The organism is Planotetraspora sp. A-T 1434, assembly GCF_025420585.1.
Classification (GTDB): domain Bacteria; phylum Actinomycetota; class Actinomycetes; order Streptosporangiales; family Streptosporangiaceae; genus JAOEGB01.
In genome coordinates, this window is the sequence record NZ_JAOEGB010000025.1 from 16,056 (window position 1) to 39,913 (window position 23,858).

Annotated in this window: 19 protein-coding genes; 8 read left to right on the plus strand and 11 right to left on the minus strand. The window is 70.4% G+C overall.

Features of this window, described 5'->3' with window-relative positions; genetic code table 11:
* Positions 1-45: 45 nt before the first annotated feature.
* The 4 genes from N5079_RS27410 (at position 46) to ppk2 (ending at position 4,169) form a co-directional block, all read left to right on the plus strand.
* On the plus strand, positions 46-1,491 hold the full coding sequence (locus N5079_RS27410; RefSeq protein ID WP_261587021.1) for an aldehyde dehydrogenase family protein: 1,446 nt from the start codon (positions 46-48) through the stop codon (positions 1,489-1,491).
* Positions 1,492-1,646: 155 nt separating this feature from the next.
* A complete protein-coding gene (locus N5079_RS27415) occupies positions 1,647-2,792 on the plus strand; it encodes an inorganic phosphate transporter (protein WP_261587022.1) in 1,146 nt (381 codons plus the stop codon).
* Positions 2,793-3,010: 218 nt separating this feature from the next.
* Positions 3,011-3,226, plus strand: coding sequence for a hypothetical protein (locus N5079_RS27420; protein ID WP_261587023.1), 216 nt, complete (start codon positions 3,011-3,013; stop codon positions 3,224-3,226).
* Positions 3,227-3,248: 22 nt separating this feature from the next.
* A complete protein-coding gene (gene ppk2, locus N5079_RS27425) occupies positions 3,249-4,169 on the plus strand; it encodes a polyphosphate kinase 2 (RefSeq protein ID WP_261587024.1) in 921 nt (306 codons plus the stop codon).
* On the opposite strand, the gene N5079_RS27430 is transcribed toward ppk2, so the two are convergent.
* Positions 4,166-5,263: a trypsin-like serine peptidase gene (locus N5079_RS27430; RefSeq protein WP_261587025.1), complete on the minus strand. Its 1,098-nt coding sequence runs from the start codon at positions 5,261-5,263 to the stop codon at positions 4,166-4,168. The genes ppk2 and N5079_RS27430 overlap by 4 nt on opposite strands.
* Positions 5,264-5,314: 51 nt before the next feature.
* On the minus strand, positions 5,315-6,397 hold the full coding sequence (locus N5079_RS27435; RefSeq protein WP_261587026.1) for a trypsin-like serine peptidase: 1,083 nt from the start codon (positions 6,395-6,397) through the stop codon (positions 5,315-5,317).
* A 189-nt stretch (positions 6,398-6,586) separates the two neighbouring features.
* Here N5079_RS27435 and dxr point away from each other — a divergent pair, with 189 nt between their 5' ends.
* The 4 genes from dxr (at position 6,587) to N5079_RS27455 (ending at position 12,290) form a co-directional block, all read left to right on the plus strand.
* A complete protein-coding gene (gene dxr / locus N5079_RS27440; protein WP_261587027.1) occupies positions 6,587-7,774 on the plus strand; it encodes a 1-deoxy-D-xylulose-5-phosphate reductoisomerase in 1,188 nt (395 codons plus the stop codon).
* Positions 7,775-8,052: 278 nt separating this feature from the next.
* Positions 8,053-9,216 carry a flavodoxin-dependent (E)-4-hydroxy-3-methylbut-2-enyl-diphosphate synthase gene (ispG, locus tag N5079_RS27445; protein WP_261587028.1) on the plus strand — a complete coding sequence of 388 codons (1,164 nt, stop codon included), beginning with the start codon at positions 8,053-8,055 and terminating at the stop codon, positions 9,214-9,216.
* Positions 9,217-9,587: 371 nt separating this feature from the next.
* Positions 9,588-11,369 carry an alpha/beta hydrolase gene (locus tag N5079_RS27450; RefSeq protein WP_261587029.1) on the plus strand — a complete coding sequence of 594 codons (1,782 nt, stop codon included), beginning with the start codon at positions 9,588-9,590 and terminating at the stop codon, positions 11,367-11,369.
* 78 nt (positions 11,370-11,447) lie between these two features.
* Positions 11,448-12,290, plus strand: coding sequence for a GNAT family N-acetyltransferase (locus N5079_RS27455; RefSeq protein ID WP_261587133.1), 843 nt, complete (start codon positions 11,448-11,450; stop codon positions 12,288-12,290).
* On the opposite strand, the gene N5079_RS27460 is transcribed toward N5079_RS27455, so the two are convergent.
* From N5079_RS27460 to N5079_RS27500, 9 genes are all read right to left on the minus strand, one after another.
* Positions 12,271-12,657: a DUF3037 domain-containing protein gene (locus N5079_RS27460; protein ID WP_261587030.1), complete on the minus strand. Its 387-nt coding sequence runs from the start codon at positions 12,655-12,657 to the stop codon at positions 12,271-12,273. The genes N5079_RS27455 and N5079_RS27460 overlap by 20 nt on opposite strands.
* A complete protein-coding gene (locus N5079_RS27465) occupies positions 12,654-13,487 on the minus strand; it encodes a HipA family kinase (protein WP_261587031.1) in 834 nt (277 codons plus the stop codon). The genes N5079_RS27460 and N5079_RS27465 overlap by 4 nt, the downstream gene beginning before the upstream one ends.
* 33 nt (positions 13,488-13,520) lie before the next feature.
* Positions 13,521-14,402, minus strand: a complete 882-nt coding sequence (locus N5079_RS27470; RefSeq protein ID WP_261587032.1) for a TIGR03619 family F420-dependent LLM class oxidoreductase — start codon at positions 14,400-14,402, stop codon at positions 13,521-13,523.
* Between the two features lie 36 nt (positions 14,403-14,438).
* Positions 14,439-15,689 carry an LLM class flavin-dependent oxidoreductase gene (locus N5079_RS27475; protein ID WP_261587134.1) on the minus strand — a complete coding sequence of 417 codons (1,251 nt, stop codon included), beginning with the start codon at positions 15,687-15,689 and terminating at the stop codon, positions 14,439-14,441.
* Positions 15,686-16,483: an alpha/beta fold hydrolase gene (locus tag N5079_RS27480; RefSeq protein ID WP_261587033.1), complete on the minus strand. Its 798-nt coding sequence runs from the start codon at positions 16,481-16,483 to the stop codon at positions 15,686-15,688. Before N5079_RS27480 ends, N5079_RS27475 begins: the two co-directional genes overlap by 4 nt.
* Positions 16,484-16,737: 254 nt before the next feature.
* The gene (locus N5079_RS27485; protein ID WP_261587034.1) at positions 16,738-18,066 is read right to left on the minus strand and encodes an alkyl sulfatase dimerization domain-containing protein; all 1,329 of its coding nucleotides are present in this window, start codon (positions 18,064-18,066) and stop codon (positions 16,738-16,740) included.
* A 57-nt stretch (positions 18,067-18,123) separates the two neighbouring features.
* Positions 18,124-20,316: a transglycosylase domain-containing protein gene (locus tag N5079_RS27490; RefSeq protein WP_261587035.1), complete on the minus strand. Its 2,193-nt coding sequence runs from the start codon at positions 20,314-20,316 to the stop codon at positions 18,124-18,126.
* 50 nt (positions 20,317-20,366) lie between these two features.
* Positions 20,367-22,961, minus strand: a complete 2,595-nt coding sequence (locus N5079_RS27495; RefSeq protein ID WP_261587036.1) for an AAA family ATPase — start codon at positions 22,959-22,961, stop codon at positions 20,367-20,369.
* A gap of 324 nt (positions 22,962-23,285) precedes the next feature.
* Positions 23,286-23,825 (minus strand): TetR/AcrR family transcriptional regulator, encoded by a 540-nt coding sequence (locus N5079_RS27500; protein ID WP_261587037.1) that lies wholly within the window; start codon positions 23,823-23,825, stop codon positions 23,286-23,288.
* Positions 23,826-23,858: the final 33 nt, after the last annotated feature.

Genomic DNA, 23,858 nt, shown 5'->3' on the forward strand with positions numbered 1-23,858 from the left:
TGCCGGAGTAGCGCCCCCTCCGACCTGGTGACATACGGTCAAAACATGGACGTGCGCCGCAGTTCCGATACCCGCCCCTTCTGGCTCGCCGGGCGTCCCGCGACGGGAGACGCCGAGCTCACCGTGACCAACTCCCATGACGGCCGAGCCGTCGGCGTCTACTCGGTGCCGACCGCGGAGCAGGTCGAGCAGGCCGTGGCAGCGGCCGACGCCGTGCGCAAGCAGGCCGCGGCGCTGCCCATCCACGTCCGCGCGGAGGCGCTGGCCCACGTCGCGCGCCGCCTGGGCGAGCGGTCCGAGGAGATCGCCCAGCTCATCAGCGGTGAGAACGGCAAGCCCATCTTCTGGGCCCGTGGAGAGGTCACCCGGGCCATCTCGACGTTCCGGTTCGCCGCCGAGGAGGCCCGCCGGTTCAGCGGCGAGGTGCAGCGCCTCGACACCGAACCCGCCGCCCAGGGCCGCCTCGCGTATGTCACGCGCGTGCCGCACGGGCCGGTGCTGGCGATCACCCCGTTCAACTTCCCGCTGAACTTGGTGGCCCACAAGGTCGCTCCGGCGATCGCCGTCGGCGCGCCGATCATCGTGAAGCCGGCCCCCGCGACCCCGCTGTCCGCGCTGGTGCTGGGCGAGATCCTGGCCGAGACCGATCTGCCCGAGGGCATGTTCTCGGTGCTCCCCATCCCTAACGACCGCGCCGGGTCGCTCGTGGAGGACCCGCGCCTTCCGGTGGTCTCCTTCACCGGCTCGGGCCCGGTCGGCTTCGCGATCATGGACAGGGTGCCCCGCAAGCACGTCACGCTGGAGCTCGGCGGCAACGCCGCGGCCGTCGTGCTCGCGGACGCCGACCTCGACTGGGCCGCCGGCCGGATCGCCCTGTTCTCCAACTACCAGGCCGGCCAGAGCTGCATCGCCGTACAGCGCGTGATCGTGGAGGAGCCGGTCGCCGACGAGTTCACCGAGAAGCTGGTCGCCGCGGTCGGCACGCTGGTCACCGGCGACCCGGCTGACGAGAAGACCCAGGTCGGGCCGCTCGTGAGCGAGGACGCCGCCGTACGCGTGGAGAGCTGGGTCAAGGAGGCCGTCGACGCCGGAGCCCGCGTCGTGACCGGCGGGACCCGTGACGGCGCCACGATCGCCCCGACCGTCCTCGCCGAGGTGCCCTCCGGCGCCAAGGTCGCGGCCGAGGAGGTCTTCGGCCCCGTCATGCTGGTGCAGCGGGTCGCGTCCATCGACGAGGCGTTCGCCGCCGTCAACGACTCCAAGTACGGCCTGCAGGCCGGCGTCTTCACCCGCAGTTTGGACGCCGCCTTCCGGGCGAACCGGGAGCTGGAGGTCGGCGGCGTGATCATCGGCGATGTCCCGTCCTACCGGGCCGACCAGATGCCCTACGGCGGCGTCAAGGAGTCGGGCGTCGGCCGTGAAGGACTCCGGTCCGCGATGGCGGACCTGACCTTCGAGAAGGTCATGGTCCTCACCGGCCTGTCACTCTGAAACTCCCCGGGGGTTCTCGGAGTCCTGCTCGCGCCGCTGAAGGCCGCTCGGGCGAGCCGGTCCAGCGTCTCCTCGCGGCCGCGCGCCCGATGAACTCTGGGGAAACTGTGCCGATTGGGGGATTAGTCTCTCCCGATTGGTGCAGTTGACCAGGCATGGACGCCAACACCGTTCTGCTGGGGGTCGTCGTCGCGACGGCGCTGACCTTCGACTTCACGAACGGATTCCATGACACCGCCAACGCGATGGCGACGTCGATCGCGACCCGGGCGCTTCCGCCACGGGTGGCCGTCGCGCTGTCCGCGATGCTGAACTTCGTCGGCGCGTTCCTGTCACTGAAGGTGGCGGCCACGATCGCGAACGGCATCGTGGACAGCGGCGCCATCACGCTGACCGTCGTCTTCGCCGGCCTCGTCGGCGGCCTCGCGTGGAATCTCCTGACCTGGTACTTCGGCATACCGTCGAGCTCGTCCCACGCGCTGATCGGCGGCGTCGTGGGCGCGACGCTGATCGCGGCGGGCGCGTCCGCGGTAAAGGGCGCGGGCATCGTGTCGAAGGTCCTCATCCCAGCCGTCCTCGCGCCGGTCTTCGCCATCGTCGTGGCCACGATCGGCACCTACCTGGTGTACCGGATCACGGCGAACGTGCCCGACCGGGTGCGGACGCGCGGGTTCCGGCTCGGCCAGATCGGCTCCGCCTCCCTGGTCTCACTGGCACACGGCACCAACGACGCCCAGAAGACCATGGGCGTCATCACGCTGGCACTGATCGCCGACCACTCGATCGGCAAGGGCGACGGCACGCCGTTCTGGGTGATCGTCGCCTGCGCGTTCGTCATCGCGTTGGGCACCTACATCGGCGGCTGGCGGGTGATCAGGACGCTCGGCAAGGGGCTGACCGAGATCGAGAGCCCGCAGGGGTTCGCGGCCGAGGCTTCGTCGGCCGCGGTCATCTTCGCGGCCTCGCACTTCGGGTTCCCGCTCTCCACGACCCACGTGTGCAGCGGCTCCATCATGGGGGCGGGGGTGGGCAAGCGGCTGGCCGAGGTGCGGTGGGGGCTCGCGGGCCGCATGGTGACGGCCTGGGTGTGCACCCTCCCCGCCGCCGCTCTGGTCGGCGCGGGCGCCTGGAAGGGCGCCGACCTCATCGGCGGCACGAGCGGCGTCGCCGCCGTCTTCGTCGTCGCGGTCGCGTTCGCCGCCGGGCTCTACCTGGCCGCGCGCCGGCAGCCCGTCAACCACGCCAACGTCAACGACGAATGGACGGGGAAGCTCGCACCCGCGAAGGAGCCCGTGGCATGAACGAGCGAATCAATGAACACAGTGCTTGGCGAATGCCACTCCGAGCCGAAGGCGAGGAGGGGACATGAGCGAGCGTAGCGAGCGAATCAATGAACACAGTGCTTGGCGAATGCCACTCCGAGCCGATGGCGAGGAGGGGACATGAGCGAGCGTAGCGAGCGAATCAATGAACACAGTGCTTGGCGAATGCCACTCCGAGCCGAAGGCGAGGAGGGGACATGAGCCATTTCGTCGATGTGGACGCCCTCTGGAAGGTGCTGGTCGCCGGGCTGCTCGGAGGTGCCGGGCTGGCCGCCGTGTACGCCCTGGGACTCGTGGGCCTGTCCGCCTACACGGCTGAGGACACGGGTTCGGCGGCCCGGCCTGTGGGTCTGGCGGTGGCCGCGGCCTGCTTACTGATCGTCCTGGTCGGGCCGGTCTCGGGATCTATGTGATGCTGGCCAAGTGATGGGAGAAATGTCGAAGATGTCCAATGGTGCCGAACTGCTGCGGCGAACACCCGGTCTGAAGGTGGTGGACGACGATGACGACGATCCCGTCCTCCTCCGGGCCGATGGCCGGCCCGTTGACACGTGGCGTGAGCATTACCCCTACGACGAGCGCCTGTCCCGTCACGAGTACGACTACAACAAGCGGCTGCTCCAGATCGAGCTGCTGAAGCTGCAGTATTGGCTGAAGTCCACCGGCGGCCGTCTGGTGATCCTCTTCGAGGGGCGGGACGCGGCCGGCAAGGGCGGCACGATCAAGCGCTTCATGGAGCACCTCAACCCCCGGGGCGCCACGGTGGTGGCGCTGGAGAAGCCCACCGAGCGCGAGAAGACCCAGTGGTACTTCCAGCGCTACACCGCCCATCTCCCATCGGCGGGCGAGATCGTGCTGTTCGACCGGTCGTGGTACAACCGGGCCGGCGTCGAGCGGGTCATGGGGTTCTGCACCCACGAGGAGTACGTCGAGTTCATGTACCAGGCGCCGATGTTCGAGCGGATGCTCGTGCGCGACGGCATCCACCTGGTCAAGCTGTGGTTCTCGGTGTCGCGGGCCGAGCAGCGCACCCGCTTCGTGATCCGCCAGGTGGACCCGGTCAGGCAATGGAAGCTCTCCCCGATGGACATCGCGTCGCTTGACCTCTGGGACGACTACACCAGGGCCAAGGAGGACGTCTTCCTCAACACCGACACCGAGGAAGCCCCCTGGACGGTCATCAAGAGCAACGACAAGAAACGCGGTCGTCTCGAGGCCATGCGGTATGTCCTGTCGCTGTTCGACTACGAGGACAAGGAAGCCTCCATAGTCGGCACGCCGGACCCGCTGATCGTGCGGTCCGCCGCCGACATCGTCGACGAGGACAACGCCGAGCCGCTCAGCCCTCTCGATTAGGCGCGTTCGGCCAGCCGGAAGAGGTCTCTGGCCGTGGCGCCGAAGTAGGGGCCGTACATCGTGCCGTGGTCATTGCTGTACTTGAAACTGCTCACCGAGGTCAGCGTGCCGCGCCCGGTGGCCGGGTCGAAGTCGCTGAGCCACGGGCCGCCGCTCGCGCCCGCCGTCAGATCGCAGCGCAGGCCCTGGTCGCGGGTCTGGCCCTGGGGGTCGCCGTGGACGACGCCCGCGCAGTACAGCAGGTGCTCCCCGTCGTACGGCGCGTCGGCCGGGAAGCCGAACCCGTAGGTCCGCAGCCCGCGCCTGGGGGCGAAGCCGATCTGCTGCCCGCCCACCGCGTCGGCCAGGTGACTGCCGCCCTGGCTCGTCACCGCCACCATGCCCACGTCGTAGTCGTCGTCGCCGCCTCGCGACCACGGTCCGGGCACGAACATCCGCCGGGCGGAGAAGGTGCCGTACGGCTGCCGCCCGTCCTGGTAGCCGGGGATGAAGGTCCAGTTCTCCGCCCAGGGGCCCGAGCCGTCCTTCACGCAGTGCCCGGCGGTGACCACCACGTCCCTGTTCGCGCTCCTCACGGCGCTCGCCGAGCAGACGAAATCGACGCCGTTCATGCTGAGGAACACCCGGCCGGTCGTCCTCGTCACCGAGCCTCCGGCATCCCACTGCGACCCGCTCGTGGTGGCCGCCGGGGCCGTCCTCGGCCGCGCCGCCGACGCCGCCTCCGCCGTGGCCGGCCGGAGCACCTGTGCGGCCTGCCGTACGGGCCTCGCGTGGCTCAGCGAGGCGGCCTGCCGTACGGGCTCCGCCTGGCTGAGCGCGCGGGCGGTCAGGGCGGTCCAGGGCTGAGCCTTGGCGACCACGGGCTGTGCGGGCGGGGGCAGGACGCCGGTCGTGAGCGCCCCCACCTGCTTGACCGTGGAAAGCAGGTCGATGGGGATCGCCCGCGCCATCCGCTCCGGCGTCCAGTACGCCCTGGGCACCGGCGCGGCCACGTGCTCGACGACATCCGCCACCGGGGTGACCCGGGGAGCCGGGCCCGAAATGAGCCCGGCGGCAAGCGTGGCAACGGCAAGCAGGGGGAGGCTCGGAGTCATGGCACCCGAGTCTGGACCACGGCACGTGTCCTTGTGGCTACTTTCGGTAAATCAGGTCAGCGACGTGCTCTGAGCGGCGTTGTAGACCGCCTGGGCCTCGGCGCCGAAGTAAGGCCCGAACATCCAGAAGCTCGCGAAGTTGTACTTGAAGCTGTTCACGGAGTTGAGCAGGCCCGCGCCGGTGCTCTCGTTGAAGCTGAGGAACCAGGGGCCGCCGCTGGAGCCGCCGGTCATGTTGCAGTTGAGCCCCTGGTCCTCCGACTGGAGGAAGTCGTCGAACGTCCGGCCGCTGCAGTAGACCAGCTTCGACCCGTCGTACGGCGAGGCCGCCGGGTAGCCGAAGGAGTACATCTGCCGCCCACGGGGCTGGTTGAAGGCGATGCCCTGGCCGCCGACGACGTCGGTGAGGTTCTGGCCGCCCTGGGGGGCGACGACGGCCGCCGCGACGTCGTAGTTCATGTCCTCGCTGGAGCTCCACTGCGGAGTCGTCAGCAGGTTGGTCGCGGGCCAGGTGCCGTTGGGCCGGTTGCCCTGGTCGTAGCCGGGGACGAAGACCCAGTTGCTGTGGAAGCCGCCGTTGATCTTGACGCAGTGTCCGGCCGTGATGACGACGCTCTTGTTGGCGCTGGTCACGGCGTTGCCGGAACAGGAGGCGTTCCGCCCGGCGTCCGAGCCCGCCGTGATGGTGAAGAACACGCGCCCGGCGGTCTTCACGATCGCGCCGCCGCCCGTCCACGCCGCGCCCGAGCTGCGTGACGAGGCGTAGGACATGCCGTAGGTCGTGTCGGCGGTCAGGGTGGGCGCGACGGTCGCGGGCTTCGCGGCGGGGGCGTCGAGGAGCGCCGACGTGCTGGCGAAGCTCATGTCGTCCGAGTCGGGGGCGTCAAGGGGCTTGGCCGTCTCCATCTTGGCCTCTGTCCAGTAGCTCTTGACGCTGCGCTGCTCCGCCTTGGTGTCCGCCGCCTCGTGGATGACCGGGTGCGGGTTCGCCGCTGTGACGCCGGTCGTGTTCGTGGCGGCGGCGGTGCCGGTGGCGGCCGTGGCGCCGTGAGCGCTCGCCACGGGAAGCAGGGCCCCGGCCACCGCCAGGACGGGGACTGTGAGAGTGGCGAATCGTCGTGCCGTGGGGTGCATGCGTACCTCCGTGTCGGATGTCCCGGCGAAGGTAGCGAGCCCGCAATCCGGATTTCTCACGATTCACATATACGGTTATGGGCAGATTCGGGCATTTATGTACTGGTTTCTCGGCTGCCCCGGTGTTCCCGCGATGACATGCGGGATGCCCTGTGCTGACGGCCCTCGCTTGTCGGGGAGAATGAGGGAGTGACTTCCCAACCCCGGTCGATCGTCGTGCTGGGCTCCACCGGCTCCATCGGCACCCAGGCGCTCGAAGTCGTCGCCCAGGCCCCCGGCCGGTTCCGCGTGGTGGCCCTGGCGGCCGGAGGCGGGCGGGTGGACCTGCTCGCCCGGCAGGCGGCCGAGTGCGGGGCCGAGGCCGTCGCCGTCGCCGACGCGGCAGCCGTACCGGCACTCGAAGAGGCGCTCGCCGCGAACGGCGCGCGGCCGAGGATCCTGGCGGGCCCCGAAGGCGTCGCCGAGCTGGCCACCTGGCCCTGTGACGTTGTGCTGAACGGGATCACCGGCGCTCTCGGGCTGACCTCCACGCTCGCGGCGCTGGAGGCCGGGCGCGTGCTCGCGCTGGCCAACAAGGAGTCCCTGATCATCGGCGGTCCGCTGGTGAAGCGCCTGGCGGCTCCCGGTCAGTTGCTCCCGGTCGACTCGGAGCATTCCGCGCTGGCCCAGTGCCTCTGGGCGGCGGGCCCGGGGGCATACGGCGGGGGCGCCGGCGCGAAAGCCGTACGCCGCCTGGTCGTGACCGCGAGCGGCGGCCCGTTCCGGGGGAGAACCCGGGCCGAGCTGGGGGACGTCACGCCCGAGATGGCGCTCAACCACCCGACGTGGAACATGGGCCCGGTGATCACGGTGAACTCCGCCACCTTGGTCAACAAGGGCCTGGAGGTCATCGAGGCGCATCTGCTCTTCGACATCGGGTTCGACCGCATCGAGGTCGTGGTGCACCCGCAGTCCATGATCCACTCGATGGTGGAGTTCACCGACGGCTCGACGATCGCCCAGGCGAGCCCGCCTGACATGCGCCTGCCGATCTCCCTGGCCCTGGGCCACCCGGAGCGCGTTCCGGGCGCGGCGTCCGCCGTCGACTGGACCGCCGCCCACACCTGGACCTTCGAGCCGCTCGACGACGAGGCCTTCCCGTCCGTGGCGCTCGCCCGCCACGTCGGAGCCCTCGGCGGTACGGCTCCCGCCGTGTACAACGCCGCCAACGAGGTGTGCGTCGAGGCGTTCCTCAAGGGCGGGCTGCCGTTCCTCGGCATCGTGGACACGGTGGAGCGGGTGGTCGCCGAGCATTCCGCCGGCCCGGCCTCCTCGGTGGAGGAGGTCCTGGCCGCCGACTCCTGGGCGCGTACCCGAGCCGCCGAGCTGGTGCGCTGAGATCGTCCGCTGACTTCGCCCACCGGCCTCGCGGGACGGAGCGCGCGGAGGATGTGCTTGCACTGGCGTGCGGGGCCGGTGCACGGAGCCAGTGCGGGTTCGGTGCGCGGTTCGGCGCGCGGGTTTGATGTGTGGGTTTGATGTGTGGGTTTGATGTGTGGGTTTGAGGTGCGGGTTCGGTGCGCGGGTTTGGTTTGCTGGGCGAACCCAGGGCAGGTGCGTCTGGCGGACTGCCTAAACTGATGGAGTCGCTTCACGCCACCGCACAAGGGACTGAAATGTCTGTTGATCTCGGGATTCCGTCCGTACGATCCCAGCCGATCGCCAAGCGGCGAGTCTCGCGGCAGATCATGGTCGGCTCGGTTCCGGTCGGTGGAGACGCGCCGGTCTCGGTGCAGTCGATGACCACCACGCTGACCGCCGACGTCAACTCGACCCTCCAGCAGATCGCCGAGCTCACCGCCGCCGGTTGCCAGATCGTCAGGGTCGCGGTGCCGTCGCAGGACGACGCCGACGCGCTCCCGATGATCGCCAAGAAGTCGCAGATCCCAGTGATCGCCGACATCCACTTCCAGCCGAAGTACGTCTTCGCGGCCATCGACGCCGGATGCGCCGCCGTCCGGGTCAACCCCGGCAACATCAAGAAGTTCGACGACAAGGTCGGCGAGATCGCCCGCGCCGCCGCCGACGCGGGCACCCCGATCCGCATCGGCGTCAACGCCGGCTCGCTCGACCCGCGCCTGCTCCAGAAGTACGGCAAGGCCACTCCCGAGGCCCTGGTCGAGTCGGCGCTGTGGGAATGCTCGCTGTTCGAGGAGCACGGCTTCCGCGACATCAAGATCTCGGTGAAGCACAACGACCCGGTCGTGATGATCCAGGCCTACCGCCTGCTGGCCGAGCGGTGCGACTATCCGCTGCACCTCGGCGTCACCGAGGCGGGCCCTGCCTTCCAGGGCACGATCAAGTCCGCCGTCGCGTTCGGCGCCCTGCTGGCCGAGGGCATCGGCGACACCATCCGCGTCTCGCTCTCCGCGCCTCCGGTCGAGGAGGTCAAGGTCGGCACCCAGATCCTGGAGTCGCTCAACCTGCGCGAGCGCGGCCTGGAGATCGTCTCCTGTCCGTCGTGCGGCCGGGCCCAGGTCGACGTCTACACCCTCGCCGAGCAGGTTCAGGCCGGTCTCACGGGGCTCAAGGTGCCGCTTCGGGTGGCAGTCATGGGCTGTGTCGTCAACGGCCCCGGCGAGGCCAGGGAGGCCGACCTCGGCGTGGCCTCCGGCAACGGCAAGGGCCAGATCTTCGTCAAGGGCGAGGTCATCAAGACCGTCCCGGAGTCCCAGATCGTGGAGACCCTTATCGAGGAGGCCCTGCGCCTGGCCGAGGAGATGGGCGTCGATGTGGACCTCCACGACGACGGTACGGGCCCCGAGGTCGTCGTCCGCTAGGGAGTGCCAGACACGACCTAGGCAGGGGTGTCCCGCAGATCCCCGTTTTAGTGATCGTGATCATGCACGGACTCCCCGCGATTGCCTGTAGCCTGCGGCTCCGCCGTTCGTGATCATGCACGTGCATGGTCGCCGGCGGCCTTGGCGCAGGTCAGCGGCCCTTCGCGGAACCCGTGCATGATCACGCACAGAGAGGCAAGCTCCACCGCCCGGTCACGCCGCCGGCGCTGCCGCGGATCCGCGATCTTTGAAGATGATTACAGATAGCAAATGATTGGCTACACACTGTCATTCATCCGAGTATGCGGGCGTAGCCGCGCGATCACGTCCGGGAAGCTGGCCTCTGCCGTGTGAGCAGAGGGAGCGTGCTGGTGAAGCGGGTTGTCGGATTGGTCGCGGGTGTCGCGATGCTGAGTGCCGGGCTGGTCACCGGGCCGGATGGGGCGCGGGCCGTGCCGGTGCCGGGCCCGATGCGGGGCCCCATGCGGGGCATCGCCTGGGGACCCTGCGACCAGCCGGGTCAGGCTGGGGCGCTGGGCGGGGTCCTGCGTCCGCTGGGTTCCCAGCCCGCCAGGTCACGCACGTTCACAGCGGCCACTGGGGGCACGGCCCCGGCGGGGAACCCGGTGGAGTGCGCGAACGTGCGCGTTCCGCTCGACTACCGGGAGCCGCTCGGGCAGCAGATCACTCTGGCGCTGAACCGGATCAGGGGCACCGCCAACCCGGACGGCAACCATCTCGGGGCGCTGCTGGTCAACCCCGGCGGGCCGGGCGGGTCGGGTCGCGGGCTGGCGCAGTATGTGGCGGCCGCGCTACCCAAGGACGTCGCGGCCAGATTCGACGTGATCGGCTTCGACCCTCGCGGAGTCGGAGCGAGCGAGCCCGCGATGAGCTGCGTGGATCCGAAGCGCTTCTACGCCCCTCCCCGGCTCGACAACGTGCCGCGCGGCAAGGCGGATGAGGACGCGCTGATCGAGCGGGCCCGGCAGTACGCGGAGAGCTGCGGCAACCGGTGGGCCTGGTTCCTGCCCTACCTCACCACGGAGAACGCCGCCCGTGACATGGACGCGATCCGCGCGGCCCTGGGCGAGGAGAAGATCAGCTACCTCGGCTACTCGTACGGCACCTATCTGGGGGCCGTCTACGCGACGCTGTTCCCGCAGCGGGTGCGGCGGCTCGTGCTGGACAGCGTGGTCGATCCCGAAGGGGTCTGGTATGACGCGAACATCGCCCAGGACTACGCCTTCGACCGGCGTCACAAGGACTTCCTCGCCTGGGTCTCCCGGTACGACCGCGTCTACCACCTCGGGCAAACCCCGGCGGCCGCGAGCTTCGCGTGGTACAGCATGCGCTCCCGGCTTCGCGAGAAGCCCGCGGGGGGCATCGTCGGCCCAAGCGAGCTGGACGACATCTACACCACCGGCGGGTACTCCGATCGGGTGTGGCCGCGACTGGCTCAGGCGTTCTCCGACTACGTGTTGAAGGGCGACACCACAGGCCTGGTCGCGCTCTTCCACGGCCAGGCGGAGATCGACGCCAAGGAGGAGAACAACTACGCCGTCTACCTCGGCGTCCAGTGCCGCGACGCGGCCTGGCCGCGCTCCTGGGCGCGCTGGCACGCGGACACGGAGCGGGTGCAGGCCGAGGCCCCGTTCATGGCCTGGGCCAACGCCGTCTACAACGCGCCCTGCGCCTTCTGGCCCGAAAAGGGCGGCACCCCCGTCAAGGTTGGGACCGCCCAGCTTCCACCCATTCTGCTGATCCAGTCACAGCACGACGCCGCCACGCCGTACCCGGGGGCGCTGCACATGCGCCGCCTGTTCCCGACCGCGCGGATGATCAGCGAGGACGGTGGCAACCACGGCGTCTCCCTCGCGGGTAACCCGTGCGTCGACCGCCACCTCGCCGCCTACCTGCGTGACGCGACGCTGCTGCCGCTGCGCCGGGCCGCGCGGGGAGCGGACGCGACCTGCCCGGCGCAGCCGGAGCCCCGCCCCCTGGTCCTGAGGAAGGCCCGAATGTCCGGTCCCACCTCCGCCGGCCCGTTGCTCGGTGGGCCGCTGTCCACGGGGCCGCTGTCTGCTGGGGCGCTGTCTGCTGGGGCGCTGCTGGTGGGTCCGTTGTCGAGGGGGCCGTTGTCCGCTGTCCGCTAGACCGGTGTTGGACGGGTTTGTCGGCGTGTCGCGTCCGTAACTTTCAAAGTTCACGTCGTCGCGTAGGCTTGGGCCGTGATGCTGCGTACATCGGCGTCGCGCGTGCTCGACGACAATGATCGCGACGAGGTGCTGGCGCTTCTCGACACCGATCCGGTCGCCAACGTCTTCGTCGCCAGCCGGGTCAGGACCGTGGGCCTGAATCCCTCCCGGTTGGGCGGCCAGATGTGGGGGTTCGGCCCGCGCGGCGGGCTCGTGTCCCTCTGCTACTCGGGAGCCAACCTGGTCCCGGTCAACGCCACCAGAGATGCTGTCCACGCTTTCGCCGACCGTGCCCGCAAGCAGGGACGGCGGTGCTCCTCGATCGTCGGCCCGGCGGGCGCCGTCGAGCGGATGTGGGAGCGGCTGGAGCCGCACTGGGGGAGCGCCCGGGCGATTCGCTGGGCGCAGCCCGTCATGGCGACCGGCTCCGCGCCCGCCGTCGAGCCCGACCCGCTCGTACGGAGGGTCCGGCCCGAGGAGTTCGGCATTCTGCTGCCGGCCTGCGTGGCGATGTTCACCGAGGAGGTCGGTGTCTCCCCGGACAACGGCGACGGCGGCGCGCTCTACCGGTCGAGGGTCGCCGAGCTGATCCGCATCGGCCGCTCCTACGCCCGGATCGAGGACGGCAAGGTCGTCTTCAAGGCCGAGATCGGCGCGGTGACTCCGCAGGCGTGCCAGATTCAGGGTGTCTGGGTGCATCCCGACCACCGGGGGCGCGGTCACGCCGTCGCGGGGATGGCCGCCGTGGTGGAGCAGGCGCTGAAGTACTTCGCGCCCCTCGTGACCCTGTACGTCAACGACTTCAACGTGTCGGCGCGGGCCGCCTACCGCAAGGTGGGCTTCCGCGAGGTCGACACGTTCATGTCCGTACTGTTCTGACGAGCTTCGCCATCAGGTGGTCGAGCTCGGCCGCCGGGTCGCCGGTAAGTCCGGCGTGGACCGGGCCGGTCTGCACGATCGTGCTCCTCGGCGCGGTGAGCCAGCGGAAGCGGCTGCCGAGTGACTCCTCGCTCAGGGGACCCGCCTCCTCGCCGCAGGCCATCTCGTAGGCCGCGAGCGCGTGCCGTACCCCGGGAAGATCGATCTGGCCGCCCAGTGCGAGCAGCCGCCCCTCGTCGAGCTCGACGCGGGCGCACAGGTAGCCCCGAGGCTGGCAGTAGACGATGACCCCGGCGTTGACCAGCTCTCCGCGCTCCACGCTGGGCATGACACGGATGACGGCGTACTCGTACACGTCCCGGCTCATCGGCCCTCACCTCGGGTGGCGCGCCAGAAGCCGCCGATGGTGCTCCGCTCACGGCGCGGCACGGGTCTCGCGCCCCGGAACGCGGCCGGGTCGGGAAGCCACTCCCTCGGCCCTCGCGCGCGGGTGAGGAGGTGCTCGACATAGGCCTGCCGTACGGCATCGGCGCTGTCGAAGCCGGGCTCGCCGTCGAGCCACTCGTCGGGGACCAGGGCGGTGACCGTGTCGAGCAGATCGCGCGTGATCCGCTCACCGAGGTCGGCGTCGGCCTCGGCCAGCTTCGTCGCGAAAGGCGCGAGCACGTGGTCGTCCGCGTCGTAGCGGCGCCGCGGATCGGCGGTGGGCCAGTTGTGGTGGAACCACAGGGCCGCGCCGTGGTCGATCAGCCACACGCCGCCGTGCCAGACGAGGAGGTTGGGGTTGCGCCAGCTCCGGTCGACGTTGTGGATCAACGCGTCGAACCAGAGCACCCGCGACGCGAAGCCGGCGTCCGGCTCCCACACCAGCGGGTCGAAGCCGAGCGCGCCGGGCAGGAAGTCGATCGCGAGGTTGTGGCCCGCGCTGGCGGTGAGCAGGTCCTGGATCTCCTCGTCCGGCTCCCGCGCGCCGATCTGTGGGTCGAGGTCGATCACCTTGAGCTCGGGGGTGGCGAAGCCGAGCCGCCGGGCCAGCTCGGCACAGATGATCTCGGCGACGAGCACGCGGCGGCCCTGTCCCGCGCCACGAAATTTCACGACATAGGTGCCGAGATCATCGGCTTCGAGGACGCCGGGAAGCGACCCGCCCTCCCGGAGGGGCGTGACGTATCTCGTCGCCGTGATCTGTTCCAGCACGACAGGAAGGCTACCGGCGTTCCCGCTGCGCGCTCACACCCGGGCGATGATCTCCTCGGCGAAGCGCTCCATGGTGGCGATCTTGAATTCCACGGAGTTGCCGTGCTTGGCGGTCTCCTCGAAGGTGGCGAGCCACCAGGGGGCGGCCATGGTGGCGGTGAGGCCCTTGTCCTCCAGCCTGCGGCACGTCGCCGGGTCCGGGATGAGCGCGACCGCCGCGATGATCTCCAGAGCGTCCTCCGGCCTGCCGTACTCCTTGAGGTAACGGCGGAGATCGGCGATCACCGCGTCGAGTTGCTCCTCGCTGTAGACGCGGTTGCCGATCCAGCCGTCGCCGATCCGCGCCGCCCGGCGCAGCGCGGCCTCGCTGTCGCCGCCGATGTAGAAGGGCACCGGCCGCGCCGGGGTGGGCGCGATCGACAGGGGGCCGAAGTCGAAGAACTCCCCGTGATGCTCGACCGTGCCGCCCTTCCACAGCTCGCGGAGCACGGGGATCATCTCGTCCAGCCGTCTGCCCCGGGTGTGGAAGTCCTGGCCGGTCTGCAGGAACTCGTCCTTGCACCATCCGACCCCGACGCCGAAGGAGACCCGGTCGTGGGACAGCACGGCGGCCGTGGACACCTGCTTGGCGACGGTGAACAGGTCACGGGCCGGGGCGATGTAGACATTGGGGGCGAAGCGCAGCCGCTCGGTGACGGCGGCCATGGCCCCGATGGTCACCCACACGTCCGGCCAGTGGGTCCCGGCGTCGTACGGCGGGGCGCCCGTCGGCGAGTAGGGATACCGCGACTCATAGTCGGCGAAGAAGATGTGGTCGGACAGGGTGAGGGTGTCGAAGCCGCAGCGATCGGACGCCTTGGCCAGCTCGATGAACTGGTCGGTCTCCGTGAAGGACGCGCCTAGCCAGAAACGCATGCCCGCTCCTCAGTTGGCTCAGCCGGCTCAGTTGGCTCAGTCGGCGAATTCGGGGATGACCTTGGTGGCGAAAAGTTCGAGGTTGCGCTTGACCGTGTCGAGCGGCAGCACGCCCTGCTGGCCCTGCATGAACAGGCCGAACCACTCCAGGTCGGGCATCCGGTCGAGCATCCGCTGGATGCCGCGCTTCACGTCGTCCGGACCGCCCAGAAGGGCCATCTCGACCTCGTTCATCCGGGCGAAGTCGCCCTTCTCGGGCGAGATGGGCCGGTGCCTGTCGTCCTCCTTCTTCCGCAGCACCTCCAGATATCCGAAGGGGCCGAAGAAGGCGGCGAAGTCCTTCTGCATGCTCGTGCCGTACGTCGCGATGGCCTCCTCCCGGGTGTCCGCCATGCCAACGATCTTCAGGATGCCGGTGTGCTCCCCGAGCTTGTAGTCCCGCCCGCACTTGGCGGACTCCTCCTGGTAGAGCCGGGCCTTCGCGGCGTGCTCGTCCGGGTTCGGGGTGAACATCCACGGCAGGATGTCCTCCTGCGCGGCCCGGATGACCGACCTGTCGGAGATCGTGAACGGCTGCCACAGCTCGGGATGGGGCTGCTGGTAGGGCTTGGGACAGACCGAGACGGCCTGGATCCTGCCGTCGTCCGAGACCTCGCCGGGCGCGCCGAACTTGCGAGTCCACTCCAGCGCGGGCCAGCCCTCGATCCCGTCGTACGGCGAGGGCACCTCGTAGTCGAGGACGTCGGACTTGTAGCGGAGCGTGTCCTGCGTCCAGGCCATCTTCATGATTTTCAGCACTTCGCCGAACACGTCGAAGTTGCGCGTGTCGGAGGCCGAGCCGTCGGAGCGGGCGGCCGCGGCCTTCCATCGCTGGCCGAGCACGTTCATCCAGCGGTTCTGGTAGCCCCGGGCCACGCCCAGGCGCAGCCGCCCCTTGCAGAACTGGTCGAGGAGCGCCACGTCCTCGGCCGCCCGGATCGGGTCCCAGGCCGGTAGCACGATGCCGAGCGGGGCGAGCAGGATGCGCTCGGTCCTGGCGGCGAGGTCGGTGAGGAACATCAGCGGGTTGACCGAGAACTCGAAGCCCTCCGAGTGGAAGTGGTGCTCGGTCATCATGAGCGCGTCGAAGCCGATCTGGTCGGCGTGGACGGCGATCTCGCGGACCTCGTGGAGGAGGGCCTGGTAGGACTCGGTGTTCCGGCCGATGGGCCGTCTGGCGACCGCGTTCTCCTCGCTCCCGTAACCGGAGCCCGGGATCTGCGGGTTCAGAAAGATCGAGAACTTCACCGCGTGACCTCTTTCACCCATGTGTTGACGACGAGGAGGAACTCACCTGGCCGTTCCTCGTGCAGCCGGTGGCCGCTGCCTTCCCAGACGACCGTCTTCGAGCGGGGATCCTTGAAGACGGTCCGCTCCCAGGCCGCCTGGGCCGGGTCGAACCAGAACGAGAGCACCGGGCACTCGCGCCGCACCAGGTACTCCTCGGAGGCGGGCCGTACGCCGATCGACCGCGGCTCGCCGAACATCGCGGCGAAGGACTCGGTCAGCACGTGCGCGGGCATCGCGAGGAGCCGCCGCCGGTGCCACTCCTTCAGCCAGCCCGGCGACGCCGGAGTGAAGGTCCACTGATCCATCTGTACGGCTGTCGCGTTGGCGTCGCCCTCCCGGAGCGCGGCCACCATGGCGGGGAAGCCGTCCGCGACGGCCCCGGTGAAGCCGTAGCCGGGATCCACGGTGACCAGGGCCCGCACGAGCGAGGGATGCTCGACGGCGAGGTGCGAGACCACCTGGGCGCCCATCGAGTGTCCGATCGGGATCACGGTCTCGACGCCCAGCCGCCCGCAGAGCCGTACGAGATCGTCGGCCATGCGGCGCGGGGTGTTGCCTGATTCGGCCGCGGACGAGTAGCCGTGCCCGCGCAGGTCCACGGCGATGACCCGGTACCTTTCACGCAGCGCCGGGATGTGGTGCGACCACTCGTGCGAGTCCGAGCCCCAGCCGTGCACGAGCAGCAGGACCGGGCGCGCGGAGCCGTCGTCGGTGTAGAACAGACGCGCGTCTCCGAGATCGGCGAACGGCATTCGGGGCCTCCCTCCGCCTGGCAAGCTACCTCAGGAGAGGGCAACCGAGCAATCGCTTGGTTGAAGTCTGTTGAGTGGGCTCGATCCGGTCGCCGCCGGGCCGCGACCGCCCCGGCTCCAGCGCCGGCCGGTCCGGCGCCTCCAGCCGCGGCGTCCGCTCGCGCCGCCGGCCCCTGCAGCCCGGACCTTGGGATCGAAACATCGACGTCGTACCCAAAGGACCGGCGGGCGCCTCCCCTCCGCGCGCCCGCCGGTCAGGTTTCCCGGGTGGAGCTCGGCATCCACCACATGTGGCCGCCGGCGACCTCGTGGTAGACGTCGAGAAGGTCCATTCCGGTGATCTTGCTGCGCGACTCGGCGGCCGCCCAGGCGAACACGCCCCTGGCCATCGCGCCGGTCTCCTGCTGGACGCGCAGCGCGTAGACGCGGGCCCTGATCTCATGGACCTTGTGGTCGTCGGGCTCGGCCTGCGCGGCCAGCTCGGCGAGCTGGCAGGCGAGCCGCAGGTCGCCGTCCGCCGCGGCTGTGACGGCCCGCCCGGCGACCGAGGCCGCGCCCGCGGACAGCTCCGCGACGGCCCTGGCGAAGACGGCGTCCGGCGCGGGCTTGAGATGGGCCGGGTTCCCGTCGTGCCAGCCGCCGTGCAGCCGCCAGATGTTGCGCACGATGAACTCGGGCTCGTCATAGAGCGGCTGAAGGTAGACCCGGCCGGCCAGCTCGGGCGGCGGCTCGACGGTGTGCAGGATCTCGTCCAGGCGGGCGCCCGCGTTCATCAGGTCGAGGGTCTGCTCCACCAGGCTGTCGAGGTAGTCGGCGGTGTCGACGAGCGCCTGCCGCACCCGGTCGGCCCCCACGATGGGCAGCCCGTGGCCGGGGAGCAGCACCTCCGCGTCGAGCGTGGCCATCGTGCGCAGCGCGACCGCCCACTCGTCGGGGTAGCGCTGCACCTTCTGCGGGTTCCCGGCGTTGGGGGTCACCCAGACGAACAGGTCGCCGGTCAGCAGCACGCCCCGCTCGGGCAGGAAGGCCCACGTGGCGTCGTCGGTCTCGCCGCGGGCGTGCCGCAACTGGAACGTGACGTCGCCCAGTGAGAGGTTCAGCCGGCTCTGGTACGTCATGTCCGGCAGCCGGTAGCTTGTGGGCCACACCATCCGGACGAAGCCGAACTGCCGCTGGTCGATCACGGTGTTGTATCCGGCCGTCCGGGCGTACCGGCCGAACCTCCGCGCGATCCCCTCGTGGGCGACGACGATCGGCCGGGGGCCGCTCTCCTCGTCGAACGCCTCCATGCCGGCCACGTGGTCCAGGTGGCCGTGGGAGAAGATCGCATACTTGACGGGCTGCTCCGACCACTTCCTGATCGCCCTATGCATGGCGGGGGCGTCCACGGCGTTGCCCGTGTCGAACAGGGCCAGGCCTTCCTCTCCGCGGACCGCGTAGACGTTGCCGAACGCCGGCCACATCGCCACGCCGTTGGCGACCTCCTGGGCGCCACCCAGCCGCAGCTCCGCGAGGGGGACCTCGTTGGCGGGCACCGAACCACGCCACACTTTGTCGGCGTATTCCAGGATCGGTGAGGTCATGTCCCAGAGCTTCGCCGTCCCCCGGTGCCCGCGCCCAGTAGGGAGGTCCCTAGAGCTCTACCGCCGGCCCTGCCGCGTGAATCCCGGGTCGGGGCTGACCCCGTCGTATCCGGAGTCGTATCCGGAGTCGTTACCGGAGGGCTGCTGGGGCGCGCACCCGCTGCCGCAGCCGCCGAAGCGGGCGCCGTCGATCGGATGGAACGGCGTCGCCTCGGTTCCCCTCAGGGCTTTCAGCATGGTGCTCTTCCAGATCCGGCCTGAGATGTCCGCCCCGAAGACCACGCTGTAGTACCGGCCGCCGATGGTCACGCCGCTCAGCTTGTGGCTGGTGGCTCCGCGGGGGTCGCCGAGACTCACCGCGCCGGCGAGGTCCGGGGTGAACCCGGCGAACCACGCGGTGGAGTAGTCGTCGGTGGTGCCGGTCTTGCCCGCCGCGTCGCGGCCGATGCCTCCGACGGCGCTCATGGTGCCCTGGGGGCCGAAGACTCCCTTCAGGATGTCCGCGGCCGCGTCGGCGACCCCGGGGTCCAGGACCTGCCGGCACCGCGGCTCGTACGTGGTGGTCCTGCCGTCCCGGTCGGTGATCTCGGTGATGGCCTGGGGCGGGCAGTACGTGCCCCGCGCGGCGATTGCGGCATAGGCCGTGGCGACGGTCACGGGGTCCATCTCGTTGATGCCGAGCGTGAAGGTCTCGTACTCCTGGAGCGGCCGGCCGTCAGCGCGCTTGATGCCCAGGGACTTGGCCGTTTTGACCACGTCGCACAGGCCGACCTTCTGCTCCAGCTCCACGAAGAAGGTGTTGACCGACTGCCAGGTGCCCGTCGCCAGGGTCTTGAACCCGCCCGACCCCTCGTCGTTGGTGACGGTGTGGGCCGGGTCCCCGATGGGGTCGCCCTTGCAGTTCTTGAACGACGAATAGCCGGGGGCGGTGTAACCGGCGGGGGCGCTGAGGCCGTCGTCGATCCTCCATCCCTTTCCGAGGGCCGTGAGCAGCGTGAACACCTTGAAGGTCGAGCCGGCCTGGAAGCCCGTGCCGCCGCCGTGCGCGGCGTCGGCCACCAGGTTGTAGGAGACCTCCTTCCTGCGTTCGTCGGTGCCGTACTTCCGGCTGGCCGCCATCGCCTTGATCTCGCCCGTCCCGGGCTCGACCAGGGCTTCGGAGGCGACCGGGTTGTCGGTGGCGTAGACCCGGTCCCTGATGGCCTTGTCGGCCGCGGCCTGCGCTTTCGGTGCCAGCGTGGTCTTGATGGTCAGGCCGCCGCGCTTGAGGAAGACGTTGCGCTCCTCCGCCGTCTTCCCGAACGCGCTGAAGACCGGGTTGGTGAGGATGTCGGCGCGCACGTACATGCAGAAGTAGGGATAGGGGCTGGCCTCGCACCCGCCGGGCAGGGGGGTGCCCTTGTAGCCGAGCGGCTTGCTCTTGGCCTCCTCAGCCTGCAGCGGCGTGATCTTCTTGAGCTCCGCCATCCGGTCGAGCACGGTGTTACGCCGTGTCACCAACCTTTGCCGGCTCTTCTTCCCCGCGGAGGGGTCGGTGTTGTTCGGCTGCTGTACGGCTCCCGCCAGGGTCGCCGCCTGGGCCAGGTTCAGGTGAGACGCCGACACCCCGAAGAACCGCTCGGCCGCGGCCTCCACCCCGTTGGCGCCCGCCCCGAAGTAGGCGATGTTCAGGTATTTCTCCAGGATCTCGTCCTTGGAGTATTTCCGCTCCAGGCCCATGGCGTACCGCAGCTCGCTGAGCTTGCGCCCGTAGCTGGGAGCGAGCGCCTCGTTCTGCTCCTGCTTGGTCGACGCCTTGTTGAGCATCACCTGCTTGACGTACTGCTGGGTGATGCTGGAGCCGCCCTGGCTCACCCCGCCGGAGATCAGGTTCTTGGCCATGGCGCGGACCGTCCCCTCGATGTCGATCGGTCCGTGCTGGTAGAAGCGGTAGTCCTCGATCGAGATGATGGCGGTCTTCATCACGTCGGCCACCTGGGTGAGCGGGACGCTCGCCCGGTACTGGTCGTAGAACTGGGCGATCTGGTGGCCGTCCGCGTCGAGCACGACGGTCTTCTCGGGCAGCGGCGGTTCCTGGAGGTCCTCCGGTTTGATGTCCAGGTCGTTCGACGTGGTCACGATCCCGACGCCCACGCCGCCCACGGCCGGCAGCGTGATCCCCGCCACCAGAACGCCCGCGGCGACCCCGAGCGCCAGAAGCAGGGCGATGGCTTTACCGGCGCTTGTATGAAATATCCCCCGAACTGACACAATCCCAGGTTATTAGGCTTAAGTGACTGATGTGACTCCAGTTATGCAGGTCACAGCTCGCCTCTCTCGACGGCGAGAGCCAGCTCCACGCGGGACCTGAGGCCGGTCTTGGCGTACACGCGGGTGAGGTAGACCTCGACGGTCTTGCGGCTGTAGTGGAGTTCCTCCGCGATCTGCGGGTTGCTGAGGCCGTCGGCCACCAGCGCGATCACCCGCCGTTCGCTGGGGGTGAGGCCGCCGGCCTGCGCCGGGACGAGGCCGGCCGCCCGCAGGTGGCCCTCCGCGGCCTCCCGCCAGGGGGCCGCCCCGAGCTTCACGAAGATCGCGTGTGCACGGGGGAGCTGCGCCTGGTCCCCCAGGACGCCGAGCACGAGCCGGGCCCGGGCCTCCTCGAACGGCAGGCCGTCGGCCCGCGCCCGATCCAGCGCCGCGCCGGCCCGCGAGCGGTCGCGGAAGGCCCACGCCATCGCCAGGTCGGCGGCGAGCTGGGCGCGCGGCGTTCCGGTGGCCGACAGCTCGCCCAGCCGGGCGGCGGTCGTACGGCACGCCGCGATGTCGCCCAGGGAGGCGTGCAGCATGACCTCGACGGCGAGCGCCCGGTGGACCACCTCGGGGATGTTGTGTTCGAGCGCGCGGGTCAGCTCCCGCCGTGCCGTGGCCTTGTCCCCCTGGAGAAGGGCGAGGCGCGCCCGGAACGTGCTTCGCGTGCCCGCGTGCATGGGGCACTCGGGCGGCGGCTCGGCGAGGACCCGCGCGGCCTCCACTCTCCTGCCCTGGTCGATCAGGATGTCGAGCTCGATGTTCCGCAGCAGGGCGAGGTTCTCCAGGAGTCCCGCCTCGGCCAGGGCGCCCGCGCCCGTCGCGATGTCGGCGAGCGCCCGCTCCCACTCGCCGCCGAGCCGCCGTACCACGGCCATCGTCCGCACGTGCTGCCCCGCGATGTCGTGCCAGCCCAGGCCACGGTGGATCCGCTCCGCCTCGTCGAGCAGCTCAAGGGTCCGGGAGCGCAGCCCCGCTACCGACGTCACGTGGGCCGCCGACTCCAGGGAGGCCAGCCGGGCGCCGGGGGGCAGCGCCGCGGCGAAGCCGAGCAGGTCGTCCACCGCACGCTGCGCCTCCGCCCAGTCGCCCTGGATCACGGCGTGGAGGGCCAGGCATCCCGCGGTGATGACGCGGTCCTCCGGCGGGCAGTCGGGCAGGCCGTTCCATGCCCGCCGCGTCAGATCGCCGCTCGGACGGCCGAGCTCCGCGTTGATCAGCGCCTGCTGTGCGAGCAGCGTGGTGGGGTCGTCGGCCTTCGGAAGCTGCTGCCCGGCGATGGCCAGGGCCACCTCGTACCAGCCCATGGTGTGCGCGGCGCTGACGGCGGTGTACGCGGTGCGGGTGTGCCTCCGCCCGGGAGGCAGCACGGCCAGCGCCCGCTGCCCGGAGTTCAGCGCCAGCGCGGGACGGGAGCCCTTCCAGTACGCCATGGCCTGCCTGGCCAGCAGGTCGCCGCGGTCATCGGCGATCTCGGCGGCCCTGCCGTACCAGTGGGCGGCGGAAAGGGGCGCGGTCCAGCGGGTGAGCTCGGCGGCGCGCAGCATCGCGGGCAGCGCCTCGGCCGCCGAGCCGGCTTCGGCCACGTGCGTGGCCCACTCCAGCACCCGCCGGGTGCCGGTCAGGCCTTCCCTCTGCAGCAGCTCGGCGATCCGGGCGTGGACCCGGCGCCTCTCCGCCACCCCGAGGTCGTCGTAGAGCGCCTCGGCCACGAGCGGGTGCGCGAGCCCGTAGCCGTCGCCGGTCCGGGTGACGACACCATCGCGGACCAGTCCGTCGAAGGCGCGCTCGGCCTCGCGCAGACCGAGCCCCGCCAGCTCGGCGAGCGCGGCCAGGTCGGTCGTCTCCCTCGTCCTCGACAGCGCGGCGAGCACCCTGGCCAGGTCGCGCCCGCCCTGGTCGCGCTGGAAGAGCCGGCTCAGGATGGCGCCGCGCCGCGCCCCCGGGTCGGAGGACCGTACGGCGCCGCCCTGCACCAGGGTCAGCACGGCCTCCTGGACGAACCACGGGTTGCCCCGGCTCGCGGTGTGGATCCGCTGGAGGATCACGTCACTCGGCGTACGGCCCAGCAGCGCGGTGACGAGGCGGGACACCTCGGCCATCGACAGCGGCTCCAGCCTGACGGCCAGATCCACGTCGAGCGCCGGCGGGCGCCGTGCCGTGCACAGGATGGCGAGGTGGGGGACGTGGCGGGGAAGCGACCTCAGCACGCGCAGCGTGTCCGCGTCGGCGAGGTGGAGATCGTCGATGGCGATCAGCGTCGGGCCGGGGAGCGACTCCAGGAGCTGCGCCGACAGCACGGCGGGGGCCGCGGGGGAGTGGCCGTGCGCCGCCTCGTCGATCGCCTCGTGGAGCCGTGAGAGCGCGTCCGGCACCTCGGCGCGCAGCGCGGCGAACGCGTCGACGAGCGGGGCGTACGCGAGACCGCCGTCCAGCTCGCGGGCCTGGCCGCGCAGCACCCGGAAGTCGCTCAGCCGCTTGGTGACCTCACCGAGGAGGTGGGTCTTCCCGATGCCGGGCTCGCCGCCGATGAGGACGCTGCGCGGCGTCCCGGACAGGGTCGAGGCCACCCGGTCGAGGATGTCTGCCCGGCCCACAGTGACCATCCGGAGATCCACGCCGGCGGTCACCCCCTTCGCATCCGTCCCACTCGTATCAGTAGGACGCGGCGGGATGGTTGAACGTTCACCCGAATGTGACGCGGGATGCCCGTGATCGCAAGGGGTTGCGCGATATCCGCCATAACGGTCCGGGGAACGGTAGCGCTGGAGGCAGCCACGGAAGTGCGCGCCCTGGTGCGGTGGCCTGGAACCGGGCCGCCGTCAAGGCGTGGCGGATAGGCGTGGCCGAGCGTGGCGTGGCGGAGCGTGGCGTGGCGGAGCGTGGCGTGGCGGAGCGTGGCGTGGCGTGGCGTGGCGTGGCGGGCCGGATCAGGAGTCGTAGACGGCGAGGGCCGCCGCGACCAGGGTCTCCCGGACGAGGTCTTCCGGCAGGTCGATGGTCTTCACCACACCGGTGTGCACCGACCCCAGGGCGGCCCAGGCGCGGATCCGCATGCCGGGAGACGGGTCCGGCCCGGCGACCTTCGCGTAGAACTCGTCGCGGAAGGTCCTGATCGCCTCGCCGGGGGAGCCGGGCGGAGCGTCGTCGGCCCCGCCGATGTCCTCGATGAGCAGCCGGGCCACCGCGCGGTGCCGTACGGCGAAGTCCGCGAACGCCCGGAGGAACTCCCGGCCGTCCGGGAACTCGGTGCCGAGCAGCGTCAGCAGATCCTCGGCGGCGGGGGTGATGAGCTCGGCCGCGAGCCGGTCCTTCGGATGGAAGTGGTAGGCGACCGCTGTCTTGGTCAGGCCCACCGCGGCCGCGATGTCGGCAAGCGAGGTCGCCGCGTACCCCCGCTGGGCGAACAGCTCACGGGCGGCGGCGAGGATGCGGGATCGGGTCTCGTTCCCTTGGTCGAGTGTGGTCATCGTCTCATTTCCACGCGATCTACAGCATTTCAT

Coding starts and splice junctions, on each gene's coding strand:
- N5079_RS27485 (WP_261587034.1), bottom strand. CDS start 18,066: ATGACCTCACCGATCCTGGAATACGCCGACAAAGTGTGGCGTGGTTCG.
- N5079_RS27495 (WP_261587036.1), bottom strand. CDS start 22,961: ATGGTCACTGTGGGCCGGGCAGACATCCTCGACCGGGTGGCCTCGACC.
- N5079_RS27460 (WP_261587030.1), bottom strand. CDS start 12,657: ATGAGCCGGGACGTGTACGAGTACGCCGTCATCCGTGTCATGCCCAGC.
- N5079_RS27420 (WP_261587023.1), top strand. CDS start 3,011: ATGAGCCATTTCGTCGATGTGGACGCCCTCTGGAAGGTGCTGGTCGCC.
- ispG (WP_261587028.1), top strand. CDS start 8,053: ATGTCTGTTGATCTCGGGATTCCGTCCGTACGATCCCAGCCGATCGCC.
- N5079_RS27435 (WP_261587026.1), bottom strand. CDS start 6,397: ATGCACCCCACGGCACGACGATTCGCCACTCTCACAGTCCCCGTCCTG.
- N5079_RS27470 (WP_261587032.1), bottom strand. CDS start 14,402: ATGCGTTTCTGGCTAGGCGCGTCCTTCACGGAGACCGACCAGTTCATC.
- N5079_RS27415 (WP_261587022.1), top strand. CDS start 1,647: ATGGACGCCAACACCGTTCTGCTGGGGGTCGTCGTCGCGACGGCGCTG.
- N5079_RS27410 (WP_261587021.1), top strand. CDS start 46: ATGGACGTGCGCCGCAGTTCCGATACCCGCCCCTTCTGGCTCGCCGGG.
- N5079_RS27430 (WP_261587025.1), bottom strand. CDS start 5,263: ATGACTCCGAGCCTCCCCCTGCTTGCCGTTGCCACGCTTGCCGCCGGG.
- N5079_RS27455 (WP_261587133.1), top strand. CDS start 11,448: ATGCTGCGTACATCGGCGTCGCGCGTGCTCGACGACAATGATCGCGAC.
- ppk2 (WP_261587024.1), top strand. CDS start 3,249: ATGTCGAAGATGTCCAATGGTGCCGAACTGCTGCGGCGAACACCCGGT.
- N5079_RS27500 (WP_261587037.1), bottom strand. CDS start 23,825: ATGACCACACTCGACCAAGGGAACGAGACCCGATCCCGCATCCTCGCC.
- N5079_RS27480 (WP_261587033.1), bottom strand. CDS start 16,483: ATGCCGTTCGCCGATCTCGGAGACGCGCGTCTGTTCTACACCGACGAC.